The following is a 22,795-nucleotide window of genomic DNA, read 5'->3' as shown; positions in this document are numbered from 1 at the left end:
AGAGCGGGAACGGACCCAGCGTTCCGCTGCCGCTAATTGTGGTGTCGTTCGTGATGCCCAGGCTGGATCGGCGTTCCCGGTGGAATCGTCAGCGGACCGAGAGGCTGTTCGCGCGCGACATCGAACAGCCCGGACAGCTTCGTCCCTAAGTTGCGGAGACCCGAAACGAACGCCGACACGCCCGGTTCAACGGAACTGGTGTTGCTCCAGCCCGATATGGCCGAGCCAAGGTTGGAATTGCCCGAACCCGACCCCGTGTTGGAGATGCCGGACAAGCCGGCCTCCAACGCCTCGTCCATCAGCCCGGACGTCACACCGGCGCCCGAGTTCCGGAATCCTGAACCGCCGCCGGCATTGAACAGCCCTGAGGACGGTCAACCAAGGGTCGAAATTGACGCGCTTTTTCAAAACTCTATTTAGGAAATCTTCAGCACAAATCAGAGCCTGCGCACAGGTTTCGTACAGGACCTCACCGGTACGGCTTTAGGGTGAGTCCATGCCTTTCCTGGATCACCAACTGGGGCCGGTCTACTACCGGCATTGGCCGGCCGCCGAACCGCGGGCTGCGGTGGTGTTCCTACACGGCTTCGGCGAGCACACCGGGCTTTATCACCGGTACGGGTTCGCGCTCAATGCGGCCGGAATCGACCTGTGGGCTGTCGACCAACTCGGTCACGGACTTTCGCCCGGCGACCGCGGCCAGTTCGGCACACTGGAAGACAGTTCAGCCCTGGCCGAGCGACTAACCGAGCTCGCGGAAGGCCGTCAACCCGGTATTCCGCTTGTTGCACAGGGTCATTCGCTGGGTGCAGTGGTGACCTTGTTCCGTTTACTCGAACAACCCGGCCGCTACCGCGCCGGCGTGGTGTCGGGCGCACCGGTGGTACCCATTCCCGAACTGGTCGACCCGAACACCACGATAAATCTCGACGCCGCCGGGCTGTCGGCCGATCCGTTCTACCTGGACTGCATCGAGAACGACCCGCTGGCCTTCACCCACGCCGACGGTCGCGGTCTGACCCGGGAACTGGACCGCGGCTGGGATCGGTTCGGCAATGAACTTCCGAAGCTGACGGTGCCGACTCTGGCCGTGCACGGCGAGATCGACCCGATTGCGGCGCCGGGTGCGATGCGCGCGTATGCAGAACAGATTCCTGCGATTCGCTACCGCGAGTTCGCCGGCGCCCGCCATGACGTCCTCAACGAGACCTGCCATCAGGACGTGGCCGGGGCGATCATCGCCTTCATCGACGACGTGAGCGCCTAAAGCCAGGTGTCGGGCGTGGTGGTGGTGAGAAACGCCTCCAGGTCGTCACGCCACTGGGCAGGACGTGTCTTGTCTGGTTCGATGCCGGTGTACTCGCCGCGGTAGAACAGCAGCGGCCGCGGCTTGACCGTTGGCACTTGCGACAGTGACTGCACCGCACCGAAGACCACGAAATGGTCCCCGCCGTCGTGCACGGAGTGCACCGTGCAATCGACGTGGGCCAGCGAATCGGCGATCACGGGCGATCCCAGCGGCGACGGGTACCAGTCCACGCCGGCGAACTTGTCGGGCTCCCGGGAACCGAACCGGGCGCAGATGTCCCGTTGCTGCTCGGTCAGCACATTGACACAGAACCGCCCGCTGGCCTCGATGGCCTGCCAGGAACGGGACACCTTGGTGGGACAGAACAACACCAGCGGCGGGTCCAGGGACAGCGCCGCGAAGGACTGGCAGGCAAAGCCGCTGGGAGCATCGTTCTGCATGGTCGTGATGATGGTGATTCCCGTGCAGAACTGGCCCAGGACCTGCCGGAACGCCCGCGGGTCGATCAGTTCGTCCGCCATCTACTTACTGACGCGAGCCGATGCTGAAGTCGTGACCCCACAGGCTGACCGCGGTGCTCTCTCGCGCGATCCAGTCGTCGTCATCGTCGACTTGCAATCCCTCGCAACCAAATTCGATGTCGAAACCGCCGGGGGTCTTCATGTAGAACGACAGCATCTTGTCGTTGACGTGCCGGCCCAGCGTCGCCGACATCGCCACCTTGCGCCGCAGTGCGCGGTCCAGGCACAGGCCTACATCGTCGCTGCTCTCCACCTCCATCATTAGATGGACGATGCCGCTCGGCGTCGGCATCGGCAGGAAAGCCAGGCTGTGGTGGCGCGGGTTGCAGCCGAAGAAGCGTAGCCAGGCGGGCGGTCCGTCGGCCGGCCGGCCGACCAGTTGCGGCGGCAACCGCATCGAATCGCGCAGCTGGAAACCGAGAACGTCGCGGTAGAAGTGCAGCGCCTCGGCGTCGTCGCGGGTGGACAACACCACGTGGCCCAGACCCTGCTCGCCGGTGACGAACCGGTGGCCGTACGGGCTGACGACACGGCGGTGTTCCAGCGCGGCGCCGTGGAACACCTCCAGCCTGTTGCCGGACGGGTCGGTGAAGGTGATCATCTCGTCGACCCGCCGGTCGGCGAGCTGGGCGGCGGTGGCCTCCTTGTAGGGCACGCCTTCGATATCCAGGGCGTTGCGGATACCCTGCAGCCCTTCGGCATTCGCACATTCCCAGCCGGCCTCCGACAGCCGGTCGTGGTCGCCGGGGACGATGACCAGCCGGGCCGGGAAGTCGTCCATTCGCAGGTACAGCGCACCGTCCGTCGCGCCCCTGCCTTCGACCAACCCGAGCACCTTGAGGGCGTACTCGCGCCAGGCGGGCACGTCGGTGGTCTCGATACGCAGATAGCCCAGGGAGCGGATGCCACTCATGCCTTGACCTCGTCTTTCAGAAAGTCGATGGTCAGTTTGTTGAACTCGTCGAACTTCTCAACCTGAGCCCAATGCCCGCACTGACCGAAAACATGCAACTGAACCCGGGGAATCTGCTTGAGCGCCACCAGCGCTCCGTCCAGCGGGTTGACCCTGTCCTCGCGGCCCCAGATCAGCAGCACTCGCTGACGCAGCTGGTAAACCTCGCGCCACATCATGCCGAGTTCATAGTCCGGACCGGCGAAGGACTTTCCCATTGCGCGGGCAGCGGCGAGCGCCTCCGGTTGGCTGGCGATGGCGAACCGCTCGTCGACCAGTTCGGGGGTGATGAGCTTCTGGTCGTAGACCATGATCCGCAGGAACCGTTCCATGTTCTCCCGGGTGGGATCCATGCTGAACCGGCCCAGTAACTTGACACCTTCGGTGGGGTCCGGTGCGAACAGGTTGACGCTCAATCCTCCCGGACCCATCAGGACCAGCCGGCCGGCGCGTTTCGGGTTATCCAGTGCGAACCGCACCGCGGTGCCGCCGCCGAGCGAATTGCCCACCAGCGCAGCGCTTTCGATACCGAGGTGATCGAAAAGCGCTAGCAGCGCATTGGCGCTGTAGCGGTTGTACTGCTCGTGCTCGGTGTGCTTGTCGGAGTGGCCGTAACCGGGCTGGTCCACCGCGATGACGTGGAAGTGCTGCGCCAGTACGGCGATGTTGCGGCCGAAGTTCGACCAGCTCGACGCACCCGGACCACCGCCGTGCAGCAGGACCACGGTCTGATCATTGCCGTCGCCGGCCTCGTGGTAGTGCAGCCGCATACTCCGGCCGCTCGACTCGACGTCGGCGTAGCGGGACGTGGACTCGAAGGTGATGTCCTGCTGGGATTGGGCTTCGCGAATGAACGACGTCATGGTCCCCTAGACCATCGTGTCGCCGAGCGGAAGCCCGAACTCCTGGTTGCCGTACATGACGTAGGCCCGCTCAGCGTCGTTGGCGGCATGCACGCGCCCGGCGTGCGCGTCACGCCAGAACCGTTGCACGGGTTGGTCGCTGTTGAGCGCGGTGGCACCGGCCGCTTCGAAGAGCCGGTCGATGGAGGCGATGGCCCGGCCGGTGGCGCGCACCTGATCGCGACGGGCCCGCGCCCGAAGCTCCATAGGCACTTCCTCGCCGGCACACAGCAGTGCGTACTCCTCGGCGAGGTTGCCGCTCAACTGCCGCCACGCGGCGTCGATGTCACTGGCCGCCTCGGCGATGCGGATCTTGGCGAACGGGTCGTCCTTGGCCTTCTCGCCGGCGAACGCGGCGCGCACCCGCTTGCCCTGGTGCTCGACATGGGCGTCGTAGGCCCCGTATGCCATTCCGACGATGGGTGTGGAGATGGTGGTGGGATGCATTGTGCCCCAAGGCATCCGGTACACCGCAGCGGTGTTGGTCTGCAGTCCTCCGGCAGTGCCGTCGTTCATCGCCCGGTAGGACAGGAACCGGTGACGCGGCACGAAGACATCCTTGACGACCAAGGTGTTGCTACCGGTCGCCTTCAGGCCCACCACGTTCCAGTCGTCGCGAATCTGGTAGTCGCCCAGCGGCATCAGGAAGCTGCCGAAGTCCACCGGACGGCCGTCCTTGATGACAGGTCCGCCGACGAAGGTCCAGCTGGCGTGGTCACAGCCTGACGACCACAGCCACGTCCCGTTGACCAGGTAGCCGCCGTCGACCACGACGCCGGCACCCATCGGCGCGTAGGAGGACGACACCCGCACCGTCGAGTCGTCGCCCCAGACATCCTCTTGGGCGCGCTGGTCGAACTGAGCCAGATGCCAGTTATGCACCCCGAGAATCCCGCCGGCCCAGCCGGTTGATCCGCAGGCGCTGGCGATCCGTCGGACCGCCTCGAAGAAAATGGTGGGATCGCATTGCAGACCACCCCACTGCTCGGGTTGGAGCAATTTGAAGAATCCGGCTTCGTCCAAGTCGGCGACATTGGCGTCCGGCAGACGCCGCAGCAGTTCGGCCTCCGCTGCGCGCTGGCGTAGCCGCGGTAGCACGTCGTCGATGGCCGCGAGTACCGCCTGCGCGTCACGCTGTTGAATGGACGTCACTGCATGCCTCCCAGAATGCGTTACTGCACCTCAGACTAGAACACGTTACGATTTGTGTCGAGAAGCCGCAGCTCTTAGCAGGTAGTTCACCGTATTGTTATTTCTGTAACGTGTTCCAGTTAGCGCGAAAGGACTGATCGTCCCGTGACCACCGACAACCCGGCCAGCGCTGTGGTGAACCTGGACGGCCAGACCCACACCGTGTCCTGGCCACGTGACGAGAAGCTGCTCGATGTGTTGCTCGACGAGGGAATCGAGGCGCCGTATTCCTGCCGGGAAGGCCATTGCGGCGCCTGCGCGACGACCGTGGTCAGCGGCGAGGTCGAGATGGAGAACAACGAAGTCCTGGATGCCGAGGATCTTGCCGACGGGCTGATCCTGGCCTGCCAGTCCCGGCCGGTGTCCGACTCGGTCGAAGTCACCTACGACTAGGGCGGCTTCCCGGCGGCGCCTAACGCGGAGTGCGCAGCTTGTAACCGCGATCGATCACGTCCGCGGGCAGCGGCTGGCTCTCCTCGTTGGGGATCAGCACTTCGATGTAGGCAGCGCCCTTGTGGCTCGCGATCTCCTCGAATGCCTGATCGAGTTCCGCGACGGTGGTCACCTTGGCAGTCAGCCAGTCCTGGCAGCCGAACGCCTCGGGCAGCTGGTGGTAATTGACCGGGGCCAGATCGTTGTACTCGTGGCCGCGCTCGCTGAGGCGAGTTCGTTGAGCGTCATCTGATGGGATCCGTCGCCGGTGACCAGCCAGGTGCGGCCGGCCTTCTTGTCCAGCGCCACACCCAGGGTCGCCGGGGTGGCCCAGCCGATCGATCCCCAGAGACCCTGCTCCTGGGCGTCGACGCCGGTCGGCAGCCGCATCCCGTTGAGGTGGAACATGCTGGTTCCGGTCTCGATGACCACGGTGTCGCCGGCTTTGAGCTGCCGCTGCAGCCGCGGGTAGAAGTTGGCCGACGACGTCCGTTGCGCGCCAGAGCCGGTCATCTCCAATTGGCCGTAGGCCGGTGCGGCCGGGAGCTTGCGGGGCTTGATCTTCTTGACGAGCGCATCGAGGATGTCGGCGATCGCGACATTGAGGTAGATGTCGGTGCCGATGCGAATCCAGTTGTCGTGGATGCTGATCGCCCGGTCGGTGTTCACCACGTCGCCCCAGAACCCGGTGTTGAGCTCGGTGAGCAGCACCCCGCCGATGGCGAGAATGAGGTCGGCGTTCTCGACGATGTCGCGACGAGATCTCGTGAAAGCGGTCGTACCGGGCGTCGCCCAGATTGTGGTGGGTGATCAGGCCGAGGTGCTGGATCCGTTCGGCTGGGCATGCCCACGATGTGAAAGACCGGCAGCCGGTGTGCTTTGGCGCCCATCACCCCGTTGAGGGCGGACAGCTCACCCACCCCGTAGGTCGTGGACAGCATCGCCGCCCCGCGGACGCGGGCGTAGCCGTCGGCGGCGTAGGCGGCGTTGCTCGTTGGCACACGCCACCCAGTCGAGGTCATCGACGACCTCCACGGCGTCGTTGACCGAGAAGGCGTAGTCCCCCGGCACCCCGAAGATGCGATCGATACCGAGCGCCGCGAGACGCTGCAGGGTGTACTGGGCGACGGTGGGAGCGGCCATGGCCCGCAAGGTAGTAAGACTTCCGGCATCCGGCAGGAGATTTCCGGCGGCGGCCGGGCTACCGCGGCAGACCGAGGAGCCGCTCGCCGGCCATGGTGAGAAGGATCTGCTCAGTCCCACCGGCGATCGACAGGCAGCGGGTGTTCAGGAAGCTCTGCACCGCATCATTGCTGACGATCCCGGCACCGGGTGAGAGTTCCATGCGGAACTCCTCCAGCCCTTGGCGGTAGCGCACTCCGATCAGTTTGCGCGCGCTGGCTTCGGCGCTGGTGTCCTGACCGTCCACGGCCAGCTGCGCGATCCGCTGATCCAGCAGTGAGCCGACCTGCGCGGCCAACAGCAGCTGGCCCAGCCGGTCGGTCATCGCCGGATCCAGTGGGGTCTGGGCAAGCCCCCGCAGCATCTGCTCCATCGGGTTACCCAGCGCGGTGCCGTGCGCCATGGCCACCCGCTCACTGGCCAGGGTGCTGCGGGCCAGCCGCCAGCCGTCGTTGACGGCGCCGACCACCATCTCGTCGGGGACGAAGACGTCGTCGAAGAACACCTCGTTGAACAGCTCGTCGCCGGTGATCTCCCGCAGCGGTCGGATCACGACGCCGGGCGCGCGCATGTCGACGAGGAGATAGGTGATGCCCTTGTGTTTCGGGGCATCGGGATCGGTGCGGGCCAGGCACACTCCCCAGTCGGCCCGGTGCGCGGCCGACGTCCACACCTTCTGGCCGTTGAGCTTCCAGCCGCCTTCGGCCCGAATCGCCCTGGTGCGCAACGCCGCCAGATCGGAGCCGGCCTCGGGTTCGCTGAACAGCTGGCACCAGAAGATGTCGCCCCGCAAAGTGGCCGGCACGAAGCGGTCGATCTGCTCGGGCGTGCCGGCCTGGAGAATGGTCGGCGCCGCCCACCATCCGATGACCAGGTCGGGACGCGGCACACCGGCGGCGGTCAGTTCGGCGTCGATGAGCAACTGCTCGGCCGGCGAGGCGCCACGGCCGTAGGGCTTGGGCCAGTGCGGCGCCAGCAGACCGGAATCGGCCAGGGCCGCCTGCCTTTCATCCGCGGGCAACGCCGCGACATCGGCGACGGCCGCGCTGATTTCCGCATGCAGGTGAGCCACCGACTCCAGATCGATGTGCAGATCGCGGCGCGCACCGCCGACGGTCAACTCCGCCACCCGGCGCAGCCACCGCGACCGACCCCCGAGGAATTGCGCGATTCCGAAGGCACGGCGTAGGTAGAGGTGGGCGTCGTGCTCCCAGGTGATGCCGATGCCGCCGAGCACCTGGATGCAATCCTTGGCGTTGGCGGTCGCGGCGTCGATGCCGGCTGCTGCGGCGACGGCGGCGGCGATGGACAGCTGGGTGTCGTCATCGCCGGCTGCGGCTGCGGCTGCATCAGCAGCCGCGACCGCGATCTGCTGCGAGCGCAGCAGCATCTCCGCGCACATGTGCTTGACGGCCTGGAAGCTGCCGATCGGCTTGCCGAACTGCTCGCGCACTTTGGCGTAGTCGACGGCGGTGTCCAGCGCCCAGCGCGCCACACCGGCGGCCTCGGCGGCCAGCACGGTCGCGACCAGATCGTCGTAGCGGCGGCGGGTGACGGGCAGCCGCGTGGCGGGTGCGTCCCGCAGTGTGACCCTGGCCAGCGGCCGGGAGAAGTCCGTCGCAGTGAGGGGCTCAACGGTGACGCCGTCGGCGGTGGTGTCGACGAGCACGACATGCTCACCGACCGGAAGCAGCAGCACACCGGATCCGTCAGCGCCCAGGACGAATTCGGCTGATCCGGAGACACCGGCTGAACTCTGGGTCAGATCCGCGGACAGGGCCATCCCGGCGGTGATATGTCCGGAGCACACTGATTGCAGCACAACGGGATCGGTGACCAACAGGGTGACCAGAGCGGTACCGGCGACCGGCCCGGGAACCAGCGCGCGGGCCGCCTCCTCCAGCATCGCGCACAGGTCCTCGACGGATCCGCCCGCGCCGTCGGCCGCTTCGTCGACGGCCACACCGAACAGTCCGAGGTCCGCGACGGAGTCGTACACCCTGCGCCAGGCGTCGGGATTACCGTGTTCTACGTCGCGGACCGCGGCGGGGGCGCCGGCAGCGGCCGCCCAGCTACGAACGAGATCGCGTGCGGCGAATCGTTCATCGGCGATGGAGGCGGCCACTTGCGCTCCTTCACGTCGGCCTTTCCCATGAGCTTCCACATACCCAGGCTCACTAGAACGTGTTCTAATAGTGCCAGCGATGAACAGTCAAGTCGACAGCAGCCGCACCGGCAACACCGGGTCCCAGCCCCGGGAGGTGGTGCCGGTCTCGGTGCTCGCCGAGTCGGAGTTGGGCTCGGAAGCTCAACGGGAACGGCGCAAGCGGATCCTTGACGCGACGCTGGCGATCGCCTCCAAAGGTGGCTACGAAGCCGTGCAGATGCGGGCGGTCGCCGACCGTGCCGATGTCGCGGTGGGAACGCTGTACCGGTACTTCCCGTCCAAGGTCCATCTGTTGGTCTCCGCGTTGGGCCGGGAGTTCGAACGCATCGACGCCAAGACCGACCGCACCACGGTCTCCGGCGGAACGCCCTACCAGCGGCTCAATTTCATGGTGAGCAAGCTCAACCGCGCGATGCAACGCAATCCGCTGCTGACCGAGGCCATGACGCGGGCCTACGTGTTCGCCGACGCGTCGGCGGCCGGCGAGGTGGACCACGTCGAAAAGATCATCGACAGCATGTTCGCCCGGGCCATGAGCGATGGTGAGCCCACCGAGGACCAGTACCACATCGCCCGGGTGATCTCCGATGTGTGGTTGTCGAATCTGCTGGCCTGGCTGACCCGGCGCGCATCGGCCAACGACGTCAGCAAGCGGCTCGACCTAGCCGTCCGGCTGCTCCTCGGGGACGACGAGCGCTCCTGACCCGGGATTGCCCACAGCCCGCGCTGAGCACGTCCCGTATATTATTGGAAACGGTTTTCGTTTTCGTCGGAGGGGCTTCGGTGCGGCGCGTTGGCTGGGCACGGACGTCGGCGGTGCGCGCGGTCGCGGTCGCCGCGGTCGTGGCTGCCGCCGGCCTGAGTGGTTGCGCCACCCAACGGGACGCGGAGCGAACCGGTCCGCCCGCCGTGGTGGCCTCCACCGACGTCTGGGGCAGCGTCGCCCGCGCGGTGGCCGGCGACGACGCCGACGTCTCCTCGATCATCACCGGTGTGTCGGCCGACCCGCATTCCTTCGACGCCAGCCCGTCAGATGCCGCGGCGATCTCCGACGCCTCGATCGTGGTGTTCAACGGCGGCGGTTACGACCCCTGGGTTCAGGCGGTGCTAGACAACCATCCCGGGGTCGCCGCCGTCGACGCGTACAGCCTGCTCGACGCCGCGGCGGTGGGAGAACCGCAGCCGGCCAACGAACACGTCTTCTACGACCTCGGCACCGCCGGGGCGGTGGCGAGCGAACTCGCGGCCCGGCTCTCTGAAGCCGATCCCGGCAACGCCGCCGAATACCGTTCGCGCGCTGAGGACTTCGTCAAACGAGCCGACGCCATACGGGCGACCGAACGGGCGCTCGCCGCCCAGCACCCCGGCGCGGGCGTCGTCGCCACCGAGCCGGTGGCCCACTACCTGGTGCGCGCCGCCGGACTCACCGACAAGACTCCGCCGGGATTCACCGGTGCTATCGAGCAGGACACCGATCCGGCCCCGGTGGATGTCGCCGCGGTACTCGACGTGATCGCCGCACGCGATGTCGCGGTGGTGCTGTTCAACGAACAAACCGTCACCGAGGCCACCCGGCAGGTGCGCCGGGCCGCCGAGAAGGCCGGTGTTCCGGTAGTGCCGGTCACCGAGACGCTGCCGGCCGGAACCGACTATCTGACGTGGCAGAGCGACACCGTCAAACGACTGGCGGCTGCCCTGGGCGAAAGCCGGTAATGGCCGGCGCTGCCGACGTTGTCTCACTCACCGGCGCCCGCCTGGCCTTCGGAAACCGCGTGCTCTGGGACCACCTGGATCTGACCGTGGCAGCGGGCGAATTCATTGCGATCCTCGGGCCCAACGGCACCGGGAAGACCTCGCTGCTGAAGGTGCTGCTCGGCCAGCTGCCACTCAGCGCGGGCACTGTTGACGTCGACGGTGAGCCGGTCGCGGCGGGCAGCAACCGGATCGGATACGTCCCCCAGCATCGCGGCGTCGACCGGGGCCTGGCGCTGCGGGGACGCGATCTCGTACAGCTCGGCGTCGACGGGCACCGCTGGGGTGTGGCGCCGATGCGACGGGCCGATCGCGCCGCCCGGCGGGCCGCGGTGGACAGCGCCCTGGCCCAGGTCCACGCCCAGGAGTTGGGACAGGTTCCGGTCGGAGTGATGTCCGGCGGGGAATTGCAGCGGGTCCGGATCGCCCAGGCGCTGGCCACCGACCCGGTGCTGCTGCTGTGCGACGAGCCGCTGCTCAACCTCGACCCCGGCAACGCCCGCCTGGTGGCCGGGTTGATCGACCAACGCCGCCGCTCGGGTACGGCCGTGCTGTTCGTGACCCACGAGGTCAACCCGGTGCTGCCCTACGTCGACCGGGTGCTCTATCTGTTCGAGGGCCGGTTCCGCATCGGAACCGTTGCCGACGTGATGACGTCGGAGACGCTGTCGGAGTTGTACCGCGCCGACATTCAAGTCGTCCAGGTGGGCGAACGCTATGTCGTCGTCGGGGAGCACCTCGACCATTCCGGGCACACCCGGGGGCACACCCATGAATGACCGACTCAGCGACGTGCTGCACAACCTGTTCGCGTTCGACGTCACCGCCGACTTGCTCAGCCGCGACTTCGTTCAGCAGGCGCTGGTGGCCGCGGCGATCCTGGCGTTGGTGGCCGGGCTGATCGGGCCCTTCATCGTGATGCGGCAGATGTCCTTCGCCGTCCACGGTTCCAGTGAGTTGTCGCTGACCGGGGCGGCGTTCGCCTTGCTCACCGGGCTCAACGTCGGACTCGGCGCACTGGTCGGAAGTGCCATGGCAGCAATACTTTTCGGATTGCTGGGGCAGCGAGCACGAGAGCGCGACTCGGCAATCGGCGTGGTGATGGCCTTCGGCCTCGGCCTGGCGGTGTTGTTCATCCACCTGTATCCCGGTCGGGCCGGTACCAGCTTCGCCCTGCTTACCGGGCAGATCGTCGGGGTGGGCTACTCCGGGCTGCTGCTGCTGAGCATCGTTGCCGTGATCGTCATCGCGGTGCTGGCGGCCAGCTACCGTCCGCTGTTGTTCGCCACCGCCGACCCTGAGGTTGCGGCGGCCCGTGGGGTGCCGGTGCGGGCACTGGGCATCGTGTTCGCCGCTCTGGTGGGTGTCGTCGCCGCGCAGGGCGTCCAGATCGTCGGAGCTCTGCTGGTGATGTCGCTGCTGATCACACCGGCCGCTGCGGCCGCCCGGGTGTTCAGGTCTCCGCCGGCGACCATCCTGGCCTCGGTGGCGTTCGCCGAACTCTCCGCGGTGGGCGGGCTGGTGCTGTCGCTGGCCCCGGGCGTACCGGTTTCGGTGTTCGTCACCACCATCTCCTTTGTCATCTACCTGGTGTGCTGGGCGATCAGCCACCGGCATCCGGCCTACTCTTAGAACTGTGCCGTCCGTCGATCTCAACGCCGACCTCGCCGAAGGTTTCGGCGTATGGGAACTCGGCGACGACGCCGCCATGCTCGACATCGTCACCAGCGCGAACCTGGCCTGCGGCTTCCACGCGGGCAACCCGGTGGGCCTGGCCAACACCTGCCGCGCCGCCGCGGAGCGCGGCGTGCGGATCGGCGCGCAGGTGGGCTACTTCGACCTGGCCGGATTCGGGCGGCGCCGCATCGACGTCGATCCGGCTGAGCTGACGGCCGACGTGATCTACCAGATCGGTGCGCTGCAAGCCCTGGCACGCGCCGCTGGGTCCAGCCTCAGTTATGTGAAACCCCATGGTGCCCTGTACAACACGATCGTCGAGCATCGCGATCAGGCGCGCGCGGTGGCCGAGGCGGTACGGGCCGTCGACCCCGGACTGCCGGTATTGGGCCTGTCCGGCTCGGTGTTCTTCGACGAGGCCCGGCGGCTGGGTCTGCGGACGGTTGCCGAAGCCTTCGCCGATCGCGCCTACCGGGCCGACGGGCAGCTACTCCCCCGCAGTGAGCAGGGGGCGGTATTGCGCGACCCCGATGTGATTGCGCGCCGGGTGCTGGAGATGGTCGACACCGGACGCGTCGCCGCGGCGGACGGCACGGTCATCGGGGTCGAGATGGAATCGGTATGCGTACATGGCGATTCACCCGGAGCAGTGGGTATCGCCACCGCTGTTCGTGACCGCCTGGTCGCCGCCGGAGTAGACCTGGCGGCCTTCGTCTGATGCGGATCAAGCCCGGACGGCCCGATATCAACACCTACCGTGCGCGCTTCGACGTGCCGGCTGCCGGCCCTGACTCGACGCTGACGGTCACCTGGATGGGGGTGTCGACGGTGCTGGTCGACGACGGCACCGCCGCAGTGCTGACCGACGGCTTCTTCTCCCGGCCTGGATTGGCCAATGTCGGACTTCGCAAGATCAGTCCGTCACCAGCCCGCATCGGCGCCGCACTGGACCGGGCCGGTATCAGGGAATTGCTGGCGGTCCTGCCGGTGCACACTCACTACGACCACGCGCTGGATAGCGCACTGGTAGCCGAGCGCACCGGCGCGCGCATCGTCGGCGGCGAGTCTGCGGCCAATATCGCTCGGGGCCAGGGTCTTTCCGAGGAACTGATCATGGTGGCACAGCCTGGTGCCGAGTTTGAGCTGGGCCCCTTCGCCGTGACACTGGTGGAGTCGCACCATTGCCCGCCGGAGCGTTTCCCGGGTGCGATCACCAAGCCGGTGGTGCCGCCGGCGAAAGCGTCGGCCTACCGATGCGGCGAGGCGTGGTCGACGCTCATCCGTCACCTCCCCACCGGCCGGCGGATGTTGATCCAGGGCAGTGCGGGATTCGCCGCGGGCGCGCTGGCCGGCCGGCGGGCCGAAGTCGTCTATCTCGGGGTGGGTCAGCTCGGCGTCCAGCCGGATCTCTATATCCGCCAGTACTGGAACGAGACCGTGCGGGCCGTTGGGGCGCGCCGGGTGGTGCTGATCCACTGGGACGATTTCTTCCGCCCGCTGACCGCCCCGCTACGCGCGCTGCCCTACGCCGGCGACGATCTGGACGTCACGATGCGGGTGCTCGCCGCACTGGCCGAGCGCGATGGCGTGGCGCTGCATCTGCCGACGCTGTGGCGGCGCGAGGATCCGTGGGGCTGACGGGCAACTCGGTTCCCGATTTGCGCACCACCCGCTAATCCTGCCGATCCATTCGCGGTAAACCAGTCAGAAGGCCTGACTTGTGCAAATATCGACGTCCGAGAAAATTTGCCACAGGAGGCGGGCCATCCTCGCCAGTTTCGCCGGCAAGGAGCGGCAATTCACCAAGGCGGTGGCGGACTGGTCCGAGGCTTATGCGCAGCGGGCTCGCGAAGACCACCGGCTGTTCGCCGAAGCCTTTCGCAACGGCGAGTTTCCCGGTCTGCCGGCCTAGAAGCGGCGGCGCTGGCGGGCGATCTCGGCCAGCACCACCCCGGCGGCGACGGAGGCGTTGAGCGACTCCGTCGGCCCGGCCATCGGGATGGACACCACCAGGTCGCAGTTCTGCCTGACCAACCGTGAAAGGCCCTTGCCCTCCGACCCGACGACCAACACCAGTGGCCCGGAGGCATCGAAGTCGTCGAGAGTGGTGTCGCCGCCGGCGTCAAGGCCCACGATCTGAAGACCGGCGTCAGCCCACTCCTTGAGTGTGCGGTTGAGATTGGTAGCCCGCGCGACAGGGACCCGGGCGGCGGCGCCGGCGCTCGTTCGCCACGCCACGGCCGTCACCGACGCCGACCGCCGCTGCGGGATGAGCACCCCGTGCCCGGCGAATGCGGCGACTGATCGCACGATCGCCCCGAGATTGCGCGGGTCGGAGATGTTGTCCAGGGCGACAAGAAGCGCCGGTTCGACGTCGCTGGTCGCATCTCTCAGTAGGTCGTCGGGGTGAGTGTAGGCGTATGGGGGGACCTGCAGCGCAATGCCTTGATGCAGTCCATTGGAACTCATCCGGTCCAGATCGGTGCGCGGCACCTCCAGGATCGGGATGCCGCGGTCGGCGGCCATCGTCACCGACTCGGTCAGCCGCTCGTCCGGGTCGGTTCCGAGCGCCACATAGAGCGCCGAGGCGGGTGCGTTGGCGCGCAGGCACTCCACGACCGGGTTTCGCCCCAGCACCATCTCGGTCTCGTCGGTGGGCCGGACCGGTTTCCGCGCTTCTCTGGCCGCCCGCTTGGCGGCCGGGTGACCGTGACGCTTGTGAGCCGGAGGGGTGGCACCGCGGCCCTCCAGGCCGCGCCGCCGCACACCACCGGAACCGACGGTGGGGCCCTTCTTGGTGCCCTCTTTGCGGATTGCGCCGCGCCGCTTGGAGTTACCGGCCATTCTAGGTGATATGCCCGTCGAGCAAGGACCACTGCGGGCCCTCCGCGGTGTCGGTCACGTCGATGCCCGCCTCCTTCAGTCGGTCTCGGATCCGATCGGCCGCCGCCCAGTCCCGCTGCTGGCGAGCCTCGTCGCGCCGCTGCAATTCGGCATCCGCCAGAACACCGACAGCGGCTAATGCCGCGGCGGTCTCGTCCCGGTTCTCCCACCGCTCGTCGAGCGGGTCGCAGCCCAAAATGGCTGTCATCGAACGAATTTCACCGGCTTTCGCCAGCGCTGTCTCGTGGTCGCCGGCTTCCAGCGCACGGTTGCCGTCGGCCCTGGCCGCGTGCACCTCGGCCAGTGCGGCCGGCGCGGCCAGATCGTCGTCGAGTGCCGCGGCAAACTTCGCGGTCCAGGTGGTCGGGGTCACCGCTCCCACCCGCGTGCGGACCCGGTGCAGGAAATCCTCGATTCCCGTGTACGCCTTCGCGGCGTCGTGCAACGCGGTCTCGGTGAACTCCAGCATCGACCGGTAGTGCGCACTACCCAGGTAGTAGCGCAGTTCGGCGGGCCGCACCCGTTGCAGCACAGCGGGAACCGAGAGCACATTGCCCAGCGACTTGCTCATCTTCTCGCCGCCCATGGTCACCCAACCGTTGTGCAGCCAGAAGCTGGCGAACCCGTCACCGGCAGCACGGGCCTGAGCGATCTCATTCTCATGATGCGGGAAGACTAGATCCATTCCGCCGCAATGAATGTCGAACTCGGAACCGAGGTACTCGTGGGCCATCGCCACACACTCCGAGTGCCATCCCGGGCGGCCCCGACCCCACGGCGTGGGCCACGACGGCTCGCCGGGCTTTGCGCCCTTCCACAAAGTGAAGTCCCGCTCGTCGCGTTTCCCGGCCGCCAGGCTCTCGCCCTGATGCACGTCGTCAATCCGGTGTCCGGAGAGCCGGCCGTAGTCGGCGAAGCTCTGCACGCCGAAGTAGACGTCTCCGGCTCCGGTATAGGCGTGACCGGTGTCGATCAACCGCTCGATGAGTTCGACGATCTGAGTGATGTGCCCCGTAGCCCTCGGCTCGGCCGACGGTGGCAATACCCCCAGAGCGTCATAGGCGGAGGTGAAGGCCCGCTCATGGGTGGCGGCCCACTCCCACCACGGCCGGCCGGCCTCGGCAGCCTTGTTGAGGATCTTGTCGTCGATGTCGGTGACGTTGCGGATGAAGGCGACATCCAGACCTTTGGCCATCAGCCAGCGCCGCAGCACGTCGAACGCCACACCGCTGCGCACGTGGCCGAGGTGGGGCAGGCCCTGCACGGTGGCACCGCAGAGGTAGATCGACGCATGTCCGGGGCGCAACGGCACGAAATCGCGGACGGCACCCGAATAGGTGTCGTAGAGCCGCATGCCGTTGGTCACGACCTGGCAGCTTACCGGGAAGCCGGAACGACCAGCGCCGTCGCGACCGCCGCCATGCCCTCACCGCGGCCGGTCAGCCCCAGCCCGTCGGTAGTGGTGGCCGATACCGACACCGGCGCCCCGAGCAGATCGGAGAGCACCTGCTGGGCCTCCTCGCGGCGGGGGCCGACTTTCGGCCGGTTGGCGATTACCTGGACTGCGGCATTGCCGACCACAAAGCCGGTTTCATCGAGCAGCGCGCGGACGTGGGTCACCATCTGGGCGCCCGAGACTCCCCGCCACTGCGGTTGGTCGATGCCGAAAATCTGGCCAAGGTCGCCCAGGCCGGCAGCTGACAGCAGCGCATCGCAGAGAGCGTGAACGGCCACATCGCCATCGGAATGGCCCGAGCAGCCGTCGGCTCCATCGAATAACAGCCCCAGCAGCCAGCACGGCCGGCCGACCTCGATCGGATGCACGTCGGTGCCGATACCGACCCGGGGCAGGATCACGGCTCCAACACCGCCCGCGCCAGACGCAGGTCGAGAGCCGTGGTGACCTTGAACGCAAGTGGATCGCCGGCGACGGTATGGACCGGCGTGCCAAGGTTCTCCACCAGGGATGCGTCGTCGGTGGCCGCGAACGCACCGGCGCGCTGGTAGGCCCGGCGCAGCAGTTCGGTCTCGAATCCCTGTGGCGTCTGGACGGCGCGTAATCCGGCCCGCTCCGGAGTGCCCAGCACAGCGCCGTTGGCATCGACGGCCTTGATGGTGTCGACCACGGGCAGCACCGGGATTACGGCACGCATGCCCTCACGCAGTGCGGCGACCACCCGCTGGACCTGCTCTACCGGGGTCAACGGCCGGGCGGCGTCGTGCACCACCACGAATTCGGGGTCTCCCACAGCGCTGAGCGCGAGTCTCACGGTGTCATGGCGCTGCGCCCCGCCCTGGACCACCCGGGCGCGGCCGTCGAGCAAAGCAGCGGTGGCCGCGACACGATCAGCCGGCACAGCCACCACCACACCATCGATCACTCCCGAGGCGAGCAGGCCATCGACGGCTCGCTCCAGCATGGTCTGCCCGGAGAGCTCTACGAAAGCCTTGGGAATGCCCGCACCGAGACGTTCACCAGAACCCGCGGCGGGGACGATCGCGACCGTGTCAGACACGCGACACCGTCGACTTAGGAGGCGGCAGCCAGAACCTCATCGAGGATGATCTCGGCCTTGGCGTCGTCGGTGTTCTCGGCCAACGCCAGCTCGCCGACCAGAATCTGACGAGCCTTGGCCAGCATGCGCTTCTCGCCGGCGGACAGGCCGCGCTCCTGGTCGCGGCGCCACAGGTCACGGACGACCTCGGCCACCTTATTGACGTCACCGGAGGCCAGCTTCTCGAGATTGGCCTTGTAACGACGCGACCAGTTGGTGGGCTCCTCGGTGTGAGGAGCACGCAGCACCTGGAAGACCTTGTCCAGACCTTCTTGGCCGACAACGTCACGCACGCCGACATACTCGGCGTTATCAGCGGGAACTCGAACGGTCAGATCACCCTGGGCGACCTTCAGGACGAGGTACTCCCTCTGTTCGCCCTTGATGGTCCGGGTTTCGATTGCTTCGATCAATGCAGCACCGTGGTGTGGATAGACAACGGTGTCTCCGACCTTGAAAATCATCAGATTCGAGCCCCTTTCACTACCCAATCCTAGCATGGCCTGATCAGGGGTGCCGTTCAACGATGCAGGTCAGGGGCATCATGGGCCAACAGGGGGGGTTGACACCACCGAGATTATCTGTATCGCCTCCTTAAGTGGCCATCCCGCCGGATGCCTTTACACGCCCGCCGGATGCCTTTACACGCCTAAACCGGCCTAGTTCCACCGCGAGACCCACCGACCTACTACTGTGCGTAGGTGAATCGCGGCGGCGTCACCGTGCCGACCGCACTGCTAAGCAGGAGGCTGCTGTGACCCGCTTCTCCCATCGCCTCTTCTCAGCGTCCGCTGGCCTGGCGGCATGCGGCGTGATTCTGACCGGCTGCGGCGCTGGTCAGATCTCCCAGGTCGCCGACCAGGTGGCTGCCGTGAACGGCAACTCGGCGAACGCGAAGAACATCTCGCTGCGTAACGTCCACATCGAGGCGGCGCAGAGCGGCGGCTACCTAGAGCCCGGTAAGACCGTGCCGCTGTTCTTCGTGGCCGCCAACGACTCCCCCGATGTCGACGACAAGCTGGTGAGCATCACCTCCGATGTCGGAACGGTGGAGTTGACCGGCGATGGGTCGGTGCCCGCGGGCCGCGCTCTGGTGGCCGGGGTGAAGGGGCAGGCCGTGCCGATGGGCAATGTCACCCCCGCGACCGCCGAGGTCACGCTGAGCAAGCCGATCACCAACGGGCTGACCTACAACTTCACCTTCAACTTCGAGAAGGCCGGGCAGACCACCGTCGCGGTGCCGCTGTCGGCGGGCTCGAACCCGCGCCGATAACCCAGCGCGCGGCGGCAAGACCCGCTGTGCACAGTTGACCGGACTTGTCGGGAGCACCGGCTAGCGTCGTCCGGGTGGCCAAAGCTCGCGCGCAGTACCGATGCTCGGAGTGTCGTCATGTCACCGCGAAATGGTTTGGCCGCTGCCCGGAGTGCGGGACGTGGGGCACCGTCGACGAGGTCGCCGCACTGGCTGCGATCGGCGGGATGGCACAGCGCGGTGTAACCCCGTCCAAGCCGGCCGTCCCGATCACCTCCATCGATCCGGACCGCACCCGCCACTACCCGACCGGTGTGAGTGAACTGGACCGGGTGCTCGGCGGCGGGCTGGTTCCCGGGTCAGTCAGTCTGCTGGCGGGCGATCCGGGGGTCGGGAAGTCCACGCTGCTCCTGGAGGTTGCGCACCGTTGGGCTACCGGCGGCCGCCGTGCGCTGTACGTGTCCGGGGAGGAGTCCGCCGGCCAGATCAGGATGCGGGCCGGACGCACGGGTTGCACCCACGACGAGATGTATTTGGCCGCTGAATCTGACCTGCAGGCAGTCCTCGGCCACATCGAGGCCGTCGACCCCACCCTGGTCATCGTCGACTCGGTACAGACCATGACCGCTGGCGACGCCGACGGGGTGGTCGGCGGGGTCACCCAGGTGCGTGCCGTGACCTCAGCGTTGACTGCTGCGGCCAAATCCACCGGCGTCGCGATGGTCCTGGTCGGGCACGTCACCAAGGAGGGCGCGATCGCCGGGCCGCGGTCGCTGGAGCATCTGGTCGATGTCGTGCTGCATTTCGAAGGCGATCGGAACACCACGCTGAGGATGGTCCGCGGCGTCAAGAACCGATTCGGGGCCGCCGACGAGGTGGGCTGTTTCCTGATGCAGGACAACGGAATCGAGTCGGTGGCCGATCCCTCCGGCCTGTTCCTGGATCAGCGTGCCAGTCCGGTGCCAGGAACGGCCATTACCGTCACGCTGGACGGCAAGCGTCCGCTCATCGGAGAGATCCAGGCGCTGCTCACCTCCCCGAACCACCAGGGGGCACCGCGGCGGATCGTGGTCAGCGGAATGGACCAGTCCCGGGTCGCGATGATCACCGCCGTGCTGCATAAGCGGGCCGGAGTTCCGATCGGCATGCTCGACATCTACCTGTCCACCGTTGGCGGTATGCGGCTCACCGATCCGTCCTGCGACCTGGCGGTCGCGGCGGCGATGTCCTCGGCTGTCCTCGGGCGCCCGCTGCCGGCGACCCTGGTGGTGTTCGGCGAGGTGGGGCTCGCGGGCGATCTGCGCCGGGTCACCGGTATGGAGCGCCGGCTTGCCGAGGCCGCCCGTCTGGGATTCACCACCGCGGTGGTCCCGATCGGGTGCGGGACACCACCGGAGGGTCTGCGCACCATCGAGTCAGGGACGGTGAACGACGCGCTGCGCGCAATTCTCGCGGTGACGGCAGCATCCACGCCGGCGCCACAGCCCGTGTTAGGCACGGCGGACGACGATAGCTGGTAGCGAAGCCTTTTCGGCCTTAGCCGGCGGGCGGTGCCGGCGGCGCCGGAGCGGGCTCAGCCGGAGCGGGCTCAGCCGGACCCGGCGCCGGAGGGGCAGGCTCGGCGGGCGGGGCAGGCTCGGCGGGCGGGGGCGGCGGCGGCGGCGCGTCGGCGAGGATGAACGGCACTGCGGCGGACCGCACGTTGCCGAGTTGCACCACCAAGTTGTAGGTGCCGGGCCCGATCGGCTCGCGGGGCAGCGGACACTGAGGGGCCGAACCCATACCGGTCCAGGTCACCTCAGTGGTCACTTGCTCGCCGGGGTTGAAGGTCTTGACCAGCGTCTCGTTGGAGGGTGCGCAGTCGAGATTGGACCACAGCCGATTGTTGTCCAGCGAGTAGACATAGGCCGCCAGCACTGCCGCGCCGACGTCCCGCTTGCACGCCACCAGTCCGATGTTGGTGACCACCATGGTGAACTTCGGCTGATCGCCGATGACGTATTGGGGAGCGTTGGTCACGCCCTTGATCGCCAGGTTGGAGTCGGGGCAGTCGTCACCGGCCTGCAGTACCGGCGGCGGGGCGACCGCGGAGGTCGGAGTGGGCGTCGGCTCCGGGTTCGACTCGGCCGGCGGTACGACGGGAGTCTTGTTCTCCGGCTGGGGAATCTGGGTGGTATCGGACTTGGCGGTGTTCTTGGCCGAGTCCGAGCCTCCGAAGAGAGCGAAAGCGATACCGGCGACCAGCGCGACGGCCAGTAGCGCGATGCCGAGGGCCAAGCCCCGGCGCCGCCAGTAGACCTGGGGCGGAAGCGGGCCATGCGGTTCGATATCCAGCACGTTCCCACGGTAAGCCCAGGTCACCGTGAGCCGTCCGACCCGGCTCGGCGTGTCGCCTTGTTCGCCCGGCCTCTGAGGTACTCGGCGGTGACGTCGGTCTACTCGCGGCGCTACTCGCCGATGTCGCCCAGGTGCTCGTTAAGCACAATCTGGCCGTCGGCCAGCCGATAGGTGACGCCGACGATCGCCAGCGCGCCTTTCCTGATTCGCTCGGAGATCGCGGTGGACCGGCTGAGCAGCTGGCTGCCGGTCTCGGTGACATGCCGGGCTTCGAACTCGTCCACCCGGGTAAGGCCGTCGCGCCGGCCGAGCATGATCGACGGCGTCACCCGCTCGACGACATCACGGACGAATCCCCCGGGAACCTGCCCCTCATCGAGGGCCGCCAGCGTCGCTTTCACCGCTCCGCAGTTGTCATGCCCGAGAACCACGATCAGCGGGACGTCGAGCACGCTGACGGCGTATTCGATGGAGCCGAGCACGGCCGAATCGATGACATGACCGGCGGTGCGCACCACGAACATGTCGCCGAGGCCCTGGTCGAAAATGATCTCGGCGGCAACCCGGCTGTCGGCGCAACCGAACACCACCGCGGTGGGCCGCTGCTCGGCGGCCAGGCTGTTGCGGTGCTCGATGCTCTGGCTCGGATGCTCGGGGCGGCCGGCGACGAATCGCTCGTTACCCTGCTTCAGTGCCATCCACGCTTGTGCAGGACTGGTTTCGGCCATGGCCCGTATTCTGCACTGCCCCCGGAATCGAGCATCGATGAGCATCCCCGCCGACGAACTCGTGCTCTGGTACGGCGAGGCCCGGCGAGACCTGCCGTGGCGGGCGCCCGGGGTCACGGCCTGGCAGATTCTGGTCAGCGAATTCATGCTGCAGCAGACTCCGGTGGCCCGGGTGACGCCGATCTGGGTCGACTGGGTGCAGCGCTGGCCCACCCCGTCGGCGACGGCGGAGGCAGGCGCGGCCGCGGTGCTGCGCTCCTGGGGAAAGCTGGGTTACCCACGGCGCGCCAAGCGGCTGCACGAGTGCGCGACGGTGGTCGCCGCCGAACACGGCGACGTGGTGCCCGCCGACGTCGAGACCCTGCTGGGCCTGCCCGGGATCGGCGCCTACACCGCCCGCGCCATCGCCTGCTTCGCCTATAACCAGCCGGTGCCCGTGGTCGACACCAATGTGCGCCGGGTGGTGGCCCGCGCCGTGCAGGGTCTGGCCGATGCGGCAAACCCGTCGCCGGTGCGGGACAACGCCGCTGTGGCGGCGCTGTTACCGGATGACGAAGCGGCCCCGGTGTTCTCAGCGGCGTTGATGGAACTCGGCGCGACGGTATGCACCGCCCGCGCACCGAAGTGCGGGATGTGCCCGCTGTCGCGGTGCGCCTGGCGCGAAACCGGCTACCCGGCCGGGGACGGTCCGGCCAGACCGGTGCAGCGCTACGCCGGGACCGACCGGCAGGTGCGGGGAAAACTACTCGACGTGCTTCGGGCCAGCGCCGAACCGGTGCAGCGCGCCCGGCTCGACGTGGTGTGGTTGACCGATACCGCCCAGCGCGACCGTGCGCTGGATTCTCTGCTGGTGGACGGCTTGGTGGAGCAGACCGCCGACGGCCGCTTCGCCCTGGCAGGCGAAGGCGACGATGCGGGCCCCCCGGGCCCGAGGAGAAGCCGAGCAGACAAACCC

General features: G+C 67.5%; 26 protein-coding genes and 2 pseudogenes. 12 read left to right on the top strand and 16 right to left on the bottom strand.

Features of this window, described 5'->3' with window-relative positions; translation table 11 throughout:
- Nucleotides 1-32: 32 nt before the first annotated feature.
- Nucleotides 33-299, bottom strand: coding sequence for a hypothetical protein (locus ADBZ6I_RS05890; protein WP_526381822.1), 267 nt, complete (start codon nucleotides 297-299; stop codon nucleotides 33-35).
- Nucleotides 300-496: 197 nt separating this feature from the next.
- On the opposite strand from ADBZ6I_RS05890, the gene ADBZ6I_RS05885 reads away from it, so the two are divergent.
- Nucleotides 497-1,267, top strand: a complete 771-nt coding sequence (locus ADBZ6I_RS05885) for an alpha/beta hydrolase (RefSeq protein ID WP_526381820.1) — start codon at nucleotides 497-499, stop codon at nucleotides 1,265-1,267.
- Here ADBZ6I_RS05885 and hsaB read toward each other — a convergent pair.
- Genes hsaB through hsaA form a run of 4 tightly spaced genes read right to left on the bottom strand, consistent with a single transcriptional unit; the run spans nucleotide 1,264 to nucleotide 4,836 of the window.
- The gene (hsaB, locus tag ADBZ6I_RS05880) at nucleotides 1,264-1,830 is read right to left on the bottom strand and encodes a 3-hydroxy-9,10-secoandrosta-1,3,5(10)-triene-9,17-dione monooxygenase reductase subunit (protein ID WP_526381818.1); all 567 of its coding nucleotides are present in this window, start codon (nucleotides 1,828-1,830) and stop codon (nucleotides 1,264-1,266) included. The two genes, ADBZ6I_RS05885 and hsaB, sit on opposite strands and share 4 nt — an antisense overlap.
- A 4-nt stretch (nucleotides 1,831-1,834) precedes the next feature.
- Entirely contained in the window at nucleotides 1,835-2,743 is a 909-nt protein-coding gene (gene hsaC, locus ADBZ6I_RS05875) for an iron-dependent extradiol dioxygenase HsaC (protein WP_526381816.1), read from the bottom strand.
- A complete protein-coding gene (gene hsaD, locus ADBZ6I_RS05870) occupies nucleotides 2,740-3,645 on the bottom strand; it encodes a 4,5:9,10-diseco-3-hydroxy-5,9,17-trioxoandrosta-1(10),2-diene-4-oate hydrolase (protein ID WP_526381814.1) in 906 nt (301 codons plus the stop codon). Before hsaD ends, hsaC begins: the two co-directional genes overlap by 4 nt.
- Before the next feature lie 6 nt (nucleotides 3,646-3,651).
- Nucleotides 3,652-4,836 carry a 3-hydroxy-9,10-secoandrosta-1,3,5(10)-triene-9,17-dione monooxygenase oxygenase subunit gene (gene hsaA, locus ADBZ6I_RS05865; RefSeq protein ID WP_526381812.1) on the bottom strand — a complete coding sequence of 395 codons (1,185 nt, stop codon included), beginning with the start codon at nucleotides 4,834-4,836 and terminating at the stop codon, nucleotides 3,652-3,654.
- 159 nt (nucleotides 4,837-4,995) lie between these two features.
- Between hsaA and ADBZ6I_RS05860 the strand changes: the two are divergent.
- A pseudogene (locus ADBZ6I_RS05860) lies at nucleotides 4,996-5,268 on the top strand (2Fe-2S iron-sulfur cluster-binding protein); the annotation flags it as partial.
- Nucleotides 5,269-5,287: 19 nt separating this feature from the next.
- On the opposite strand, the gene ADBZ6I_RS05855 reads toward ADBZ6I_RS05860, so the two are convergent.
- From ADBZ6I_RS05855 to ADBZ6I_RS05840, 4 genes and pseudogenes are all read right to left on the bottom strand, one after another.
- Nucleotides 5,288-5,440 carry a hypothetical protein gene (locus ADBZ6I_RS05855; protein WP_526381810.1) on the bottom strand — a complete coding sequence of 51 codons (153 nt, stop codon included), beginning with the start codon at nucleotides 5,438-5,440 and terminating at the stop codon, nucleotides 5,288-5,290.
- Between the two features lie 8 nt (nucleotides 5,441-5,448).
- Nucleotides 5,449-6,018: a thiamine pyrophosphate-dependent enzyme gene (locus tag ADBZ6I_RS05850; protein WP_526381808.1), complete on the bottom strand. Its 570-nt coding sequence runs from the start codon at nucleotides 6,016-6,018 to the stop codon at nucleotides 5,449-5,451.
- Nucleotides 5,973-6,450, bottom strand: a pseudogene (locus tag ADBZ6I_RS05845) (thiamine pyrophosphate-binding protein). The gene ADBZ6I_RS05850 and the pseudogene ADBZ6I_RS05845 overlap by 46 nt, the downstream one beginning before the upstream one ends.
- A gap of 58 nt (nucleotides 6,451-6,508) precedes the next feature.
- Complete coding sequence (locus ADBZ6I_RS05840; protein WP_526381806.1) at nucleotides 6,509-8,614, bottom strand: acyl-CoA dehydrogenase family protein; 2,106 nt, start codon at nucleotides 8,612-8,614, stop codon at nucleotides 6,509-6,511.
- A 79-nt stretch (nucleotides 8,615-8,693) separates the two neighbouring features.
- Here ADBZ6I_RS05840 and kstR point away from each other — a divergent pair, with 79 nt between their 5' ends.
- The 7 genes from kstR to ADBZ6I_RS05805 all read left to right on the top strand — a co-directional run bounded on the left by kstR (nucleotide 8,694) and on the right by ADBZ6I_RS05805 (nucleotide 13,997).
- On the top strand, nucleotides 8,694-9,359 hold the full coding sequence (gene kstR / locus ADBZ6I_RS05835; protein WP_526381804.1) for a cholesterol catabolism transcriptional regulator KstR: 666 nt from the start codon (nucleotides 8,694-8,696) through the stop codon (nucleotides 9,357-9,359).
- A gap of 80 nt (nucleotides 9,360-9,439) precedes the next feature.
- The gene (locus ADBZ6I_RS05830; protein WP_526381802.1) at nucleotides 9,440-10,369 is read left to right on the top strand and encodes a metal ABC transporter solute-binding protein, Zn/Mn family; all 930 of its coding nucleotides are present in this window, start codon (nucleotides 9,440-9,442) and stop codon (nucleotides 10,367-10,369) included.
- Nucleotides 10,369-11,187 carry a metal ABC transporter ATP-binding protein gene (locus ADBZ6I_RS05825; RefSeq protein WP_526381800.1) on the top strand — a complete coding sequence of 273 codons (819 nt, stop codon included), beginning with the start codon at nucleotides 10,369-10,371 and terminating at the stop codon, nucleotides 11,185-11,187. The genes ADBZ6I_RS05830 and ADBZ6I_RS05825 overlap by 1 nt, the downstream gene beginning before the upstream one ends.
- Nucleotides 11,180-12,040: a metal ABC transporter permease gene (locus ADBZ6I_RS05820; protein WP_526381798.1), complete on the top strand. Its 861-nt coding sequence runs from the start codon at nucleotides 11,180-11,182 to the stop codon at nucleotides 12,038-12,040. Before ADBZ6I_RS05825 ends, ADBZ6I_RS05820 begins: the two co-directional genes overlap by 8 nt.
- Nucleotides 12,041-12,044: 4 nt before the next feature.
- On the top strand, nucleotides 12,045-12,803 hold the full coding sequence (locus ADBZ6I_RS05815) for a LamB/YcsF family protein (RefSeq protein WP_526381796.1): 759 nt from the start codon (nucleotides 12,045-12,047) through the stop codon (nucleotides 12,801-12,803).
- Nucleotides 12,803-13,723, top strand: coding sequence for an MBL fold metallo-hydrolase (locus ADBZ6I_RS05810; protein WP_526381794.1), 921 nt, complete (start codon nucleotides 12,803-12,805; stop codon nucleotides 13,721-13,723). The genes ADBZ6I_RS05815 and ADBZ6I_RS05810 overlap by 1 nt, the downstream gene beginning before the upstream one ends.
- An 82-nt stretch (nucleotides 13,724-13,805) precedes the next feature.
- The gene (locus ADBZ6I_RS05805) at nucleotides 13,806-13,997 is read left to right on the top strand and encodes a hypothetical protein (RefSeq protein ID WP_526381792.1); all 192 of its coding nucleotides are present in this window, start codon (nucleotides 13,806-13,808) and stop codon (nucleotides 13,995-13,997) included.
- Here ADBZ6I_RS05805 and rlmB read toward each other — a convergent pair.
- From rlmB to carD, 5 genes are read right to left on the bottom strand one after another with little or no spacing between them, the layout of a single operon-like run.
- Entirely contained in the window at nucleotides 13,994-14,929 is a 936-nt protein-coding gene (gene rlmB / locus ADBZ6I_RS05800) for a 23S rRNA (guanosine(2251)-2'-O)-methyltransferase RlmB (RefSeq protein ID WP_526381790.1), read from the bottom strand. The genes ADBZ6I_RS05805 and rlmB overlap by 4 nt on opposite strands.
- 1 nt (nucleotide 14,930) lies before the next feature.
- Entirely contained in the window at nucleotides 14,931-16,322 is a 1,392-nt protein-coding gene (cysS, locus tag ADBZ6I_RS05795) for a cysteine--tRNA ligase (protein ID WP_526381826.1), read from the bottom strand.
- A 23-nt stretch (nucleotides 16,323-16,345) separates the two neighbouring features.
- Entirely contained in the window at nucleotides 16,346-16,825 is a 480-nt protein-coding gene (gene ispF, locus ADBZ6I_RS05790) for a 2-C-methyl-D-erythritol 2,4-cyclodiphosphate synthase (RefSeq protein WP_526381788.1), read from the bottom strand.
- Complete coding sequence (ispD, locus tag ADBZ6I_RS05785) at nucleotides 16,822-17,484, bottom strand: 2-C-methyl-D-erythritol 4-phosphate cytidylyltransferase (RefSeq protein WP_526381786.1); 663 nt, start codon at nucleotides 17,482-17,484, stop codon at nucleotides 16,822-16,824. Before ispD ends, ispF begins: the two co-directional genes overlap by 4 nt.
- A gap of 14 nt (nucleotides 17,485-17,498) precedes the next feature.
- Entirely contained in the window at nucleotides 17,499-17,987 is a 489-nt protein-coding gene (gene carD, locus ADBZ6I_RS05780) for an RNA polymerase-binding transcription factor CarD (protein WP_526381824.1), read from the bottom strand.
- A 290-nt stretch (nucleotides 17,988-18,277) separates the two neighbouring features.
- On the opposite strand from carD, the gene ADBZ6I_RS05775 reads away from it, so the two are divergent.
- Both ADBZ6I_RS05775 and radA read left to right on the top strand, forming a co-directional pair.
- Complete coding sequence (locus ADBZ6I_RS05775; RefSeq protein ID WP_526381784.1) at nucleotides 18,278-18,796, top strand: copper chaperone PCu(A)C domain-containing protein; 519 nt, start codon at nucleotides 18,278-18,280, stop codon at nucleotides 18,794-18,796.
- Between the two features lie 74 nt (nucleotides 18,797-18,870).
- The gene (radA, locus tag ADBZ6I_RS05770) at nucleotides 18,871-20,295 is read left to right on the top strand and encodes a DNA repair protein RadA (protein WP_526381782.1); all 1,425 of its coding nucleotides are present in this window, start codon (nucleotides 18,871-18,873) and stop codon (nucleotides 20,293-20,295) included.
- Nucleotides 20,296-20,311: 16 nt separating this feature from the next.
- Here radA and ADBZ6I_RS05765 read toward each other — a convergent pair whose 3' ends face one another.
- The gene (locus ADBZ6I_RS05765; protein ID WP_526381780.1) at nucleotides 20,312-21,112 is read right to left on the bottom strand and encodes a hypothetical protein; all 801 of its coding nucleotides are present in this window, start codon (nucleotides 21,110-21,112) and stop codon (nucleotides 20,312-20,314) included.
- A gap of 110 nt (nucleotides 21,113-21,222) precedes the next feature.
- Complete coding sequence (locus ADBZ6I_RS05760; protein WP_526381778.1) at nucleotides 21,223-21,840, bottom strand: carbonic anhydrase; 618 nt, start codon at nucleotides 21,838-21,840, stop codon at nucleotides 21,223-21,225.
- Nucleotides 21,841-21,877: 37 nt separating this feature from the next.
- On the opposite strand from ADBZ6I_RS05760, the gene ADBZ6I_RS05755 reads away from it, so the two are divergent.
- A partial coding sequence (locus ADBZ6I_RS05755) for an iron-sulfur binding domain-containing protein (RefSeq protein WP_526381776.1) occupies nucleotides 21,878-22,795 on the top strand: 918 nt, incomplete at its 3' end.

Source organism: Mycobacterium sp., from assembly GCF_044342925.1.
In the GTDB taxonomy this organism is placed as follows: Bacteria; Actinomycetota; Actinomycetes; order Mycobacteriales; family Mycobacteriaceae; genus Mycobacterium.
Note: the sequence above shows the minus strand (reverse complement) of the source record. Positions and strands in the feature narration are given on the sequence as shown.

What these genes read in the sequence shown, in the direction of transcription:
- ADBZ6I_RS05890 (WP_526381822.1), bottom strand. Translation starts at nt 299, where the DNA reads ATGGACGAGGCGTTGGAGGCCGGCTTGTCCGGCATCTCCAACACGGGG.
- ADBZ6I_RS05885 (WP_526381820.1), top strand. Translation starts at nt 497, where the DNA reads ATGCCTTTCCTGGATCACCAACTGGGGCCGGTCTACTACCGGCATTGG.
- hsaB (WP_526381818.1), bottom strand. Translation starts at nt 1,830, where the DNA reads ATGGCGGACGAACTGATCGACCCGCGGGCGTTCCGGCAGGTCCTGGGC.
- hsaC (WP_526381816.1), bottom strand. Translation starts at nt 2,743, where the DNA reads ATGAGTGGCATCCGCTCCCTGGGCTATCTGCGTATCGAGACCACCGAC.
- hsaD (WP_526381814.1), bottom strand. Translation starts at nt 3,645, where the DNA reads ATGACGTCGTTCATTCGCGAAGCCCAATCCCAGCAGGACATCACCTTC.
- kstR (WP_526381804.1), top strand. Translation starts at nt 8,694, where the DNA reads ATGAACAGTCAAGTCGACAGCAGCCGCACCGGCAACACCGGGTCCCAG.
- ADBZ6I_RS05825 (WP_526381800.1), top strand. Translation starts at nt 10,369, where the DNA reads ATGGCCGGCGCTGCCGACGTTGTCTCACTCACCGGCGCCCGCCTGGCC.
- ADBZ6I_RS05820 (WP_526381798.1), top strand. Translation starts at nt 11,180, where the DNA reads ATGAATGACCGACTCAGCGACGTGCTGCACAACCTGTTCGCGTTCGAC.
- ADBZ6I_RS05810 (WP_526381794.1), top strand. Translation starts at nt 12,803, where the DNA reads ATGCGGATCAAGCCCGGACGGCCCGATATCAACACCTACCGTGCGCGC.
- rlmB (WP_526381790.1), bottom strand. Translation starts at nt 14,929, where the DNA reads ATGGCCGGTAACTCCAAGCGGCGCGGCGCAATCCGCAAAGAGGGCACC.
- cysS (WP_526381826.1), bottom strand. Translation starts at nt 16,322, where the DNA reads ATGCGGCTCTACGACACCTATTCGGGTGCCGTCCGCGATTTCGTGCCG.
- carD (WP_526381824.1), bottom strand. Translation starts at nt 17,987, where the DNA reads ATGATTTTCAAGGTCGGAGACACCGTTGTCTATCCACACCACGGTGCT.
- ADBZ6I_RS05760 (WP_526381778.1), bottom strand. Translation starts at nt 21,840, where the DNA reads ATGGCCGAAACCAGTCCTGCACAAGCGTGGATGGCACTGAAGCAGGGT.